This is a genomic window from Halanaerobium sp. (genome assembly GCF_003070835.1).
In genome coordinates, this window is record NZ_QBLR01000416.1 from 1 (window position 1) to 2,388 (window position 2,388).

General features: G+C 31.2%; 2 protein-coding genes and 1 pseudogene. 1 reads left to right on the forward strand and 2 read right to left on the reverse strand.

Translation table 11 applies throughout. The features are described from left to right. Positions 1-178: 178 nt before the first annotated feature. Positions 179-1,549 carry an MATE family efflux transporter gene (locus CI949_RS19860; protein ID WP_290769660.1) on the forward strand — a complete coding sequence of 457 codons (1,371 nt, stop codon included), beginning with the start codon at positions 179-181 and terminating at the stop codon, positions 1,547-1,549. A gap of 41 nt (positions 1,550-1,590) precedes the next feature. Here the strand turns inward: CI949_RS19860 and CI949_RS19865 are convergent, their stop codons facing one another. After that, the gene (locus tag CI949_RS19865; protein WP_290769662.1) at positions 1,591-1,920 is read right to left on the reverse strand and encodes a helix-turn-helix transcriptional regulator; all 330 of its coding nucleotides are present in this window, start codon (positions 1,918-1,920) and stop codon (positions 1,591-1,593) included. Between the two features lie 123 nt (positions 1,921-2,043). Next, positions 2,044-2,388: pseudogene (locus tag CI949_RS19870) on the reverse strand (CoA pyrophosphatase); the annotation flags it as partial.

A 2,388-nucleotide genomic window follows, 5' to 3' on the forward strand; every position in this document is an offset into this window, starting at 1 on the left:
CTGTCATAGCAAGGCTTACGGGCGATTTAATATTATAAAACAACAATGATTTTAATAAAAACAATTTACACATTATGGGTTTATTGCTATATTTTTTAATCTTTTTGTGGTAGAATCATATATATTTTTTTCTAAAATAAATAATTAATATTTCAAATAATAATTGGAGGATATTAAAATGGAAAGCAATTCTCAAAAACTTGGTACAGAGCCTATAATTCCTCTACTAATGCGTCTATCAATCCCGTCAATCATAGCAATGGCTATTCAAGCCTTATATAATGTAGTTGATAGTATCTATGTGGGGAGAATTAGTACAGATGCCCTTTCTGCGCTATCTCTAGCCTTTCCTATTCAGATTATTTTAATTGGAATTGGAGTTGGAACTGGAGTTGGAGCAAGTTCATTAATTTCAAGGCGTCTTGGAGAAAATGACAATCATGCCGCAGTAAATGCTGCTGAGCACAGCATTATGCTCTCTGTTTTTTATGGAATTATAGTTGCTCTTTTTGGCTTTTTCTTCTCAAATCAGATTCTACAGTTATTTACTAGTGAGACAAATTTGATCCAAATGGGAAGTGAATACATTAGAATTATACTTATTGGTTCTATTGCAATGTTCTTCCCAATGATCAGCAATAATATACTTCGGGGTGAGGGTAATACTTTTACCCCTATGATAGCAATGCTTATAGGATCAATTCTAAACATCATTTTAGACCCTTTTTTAATTTATGGTCTCTGGATTTTCCCTGAAATGGGGGTTGCTGGAGCAGCCATTGCTACAGTTGCAGCAAGAATAATTAGCGGTGCTTTTTTAATACATATACTTTTATTTAGCAAAAAAAATGAATTGCAGATTTCTTTAAAAGATTTTGCTTTCAATTTTCAGATAATTAAAGACATATATATAGTTGGTTTTCCAGCTATGGTAATGCAATTTTTAGCCAGTTTTATGTTAGGGGGAATGAATAGGATCCTCGCCGGTTTTGGAAGCACAGCTATTGCAGCGGCAGGTATTTATTTTAGACTGCAGTCTTTTATTTTCATGCCTGTTTTTGGACTTAATCAGGGCTATATGCCTATTATGGGTTATAATTTTGGCCATAATAACCCTAAAAGAATGCAGAAAACTTTTAAATCAGCTCTTCTGGTTGCAGTGATTTTTACAACTACTGGTTTTGTAATTTTTCAAACTATACCAGACTTGTTAATTAAAATGTTTAATAATGATCCAAAACTACTGCAAATTGGGAGCAATGCTCTTAAAAAAATTAGTATCGCTTTTCCAGTTATTGGTCCAGCAATAATTGTTTCTACAACTTTTCAAGCTCTCGGCAATGGATTTCCCAGTTTGTTTTTCTCTTTTTTGAGACAAATTATTGTACTGCTTCCGGTAATGTATTTATTAGGACAGTGGTTTGGCTTAGAATATCTTTGGTTTGCTTTTCCCATTTCAGAAGCTGCCAGTATTATTCCAGCATCTATCTGGTTAACTTTAAAATTCAAAAAAATTTATATTGAAATGGAAGATAAAGTTATTAAATAACTATCAAGGGGAGCCTTTTGGGCTCCCCTTTTAGCTTAAAATTATAATTCAAGTTTTAAATTACTCAGTACTCCTATGATTTTTTTGGCCTGCTTATCAATAACATAATAATTTCTTTCCAATCCGTTACGTTCACTGCTTAATATTTCTGCTTCTCGAAGTTTAGCTAAATGTTGTGAAAGCGTTGATTGAGGAATATTTAAGCATTTTTGCATTTCTGAAACATTACAACCTTCCTCTTTCATTAAACCTTTAACAATTGCTAAACGAATAGGATGAGCCAAAGCTTTTAATAAATCAGCTTCCGCTTCTAAAATTTTTAAATTATCTTCTAAAACTTCTTCTGCATTATCATTTGTAAAAAAAGGCATTTGCCTGACCTCCATTTATTGAACTTTATCTAAATAATACGATATAGTTAATGAAAAGTCAAGCATATATGAAAAATTTAACAAGATATTTAATAAATAGTTTGTCCAGATTAATTATAATTATTAATCTCTAATAATATCAATAAATGTTTTAGTAATCTCAGCAGTAATTCCCCAAATTACCCTACCTTGATAACGATAAAAATATATTTGATAGTCTCCTTGTCGGGGATTATATCTTTCTCCCTGTGGTAAAAGATGGTAAGGAAAATCCTGATCAAACTCACTTTTTAAAACAGCTGCATATTTTTCAGCCTGGTGGTTTAGAAAAAATTTTAGAGGTACAGTAAAAATTTCTTCCACTTCATAATTGTTTACTTTAATTTCTTCTATTGAATCTACATTTATTTTGCCAACAAAAGCATATATTATGAAGTTAAAAGGAGTAATTAAATAATCTGTTTCTCC

Coding starts and splice junctions, on each gene's coding strand:
- CI949_RS19860 (WP_290769660.1), top strand. CDS start 179: ATGGAAAGCAATTCTCAAAAACTTGGTACAGAGCCTATAATTCCTCTA.
- CI949_RS19865 (WP_290769662.1), bottom strand. CDS start 1,920: ATGCCTTTTTTTACAAATGATAATGCAGAAGAAGTTTTAGAAGATAAT.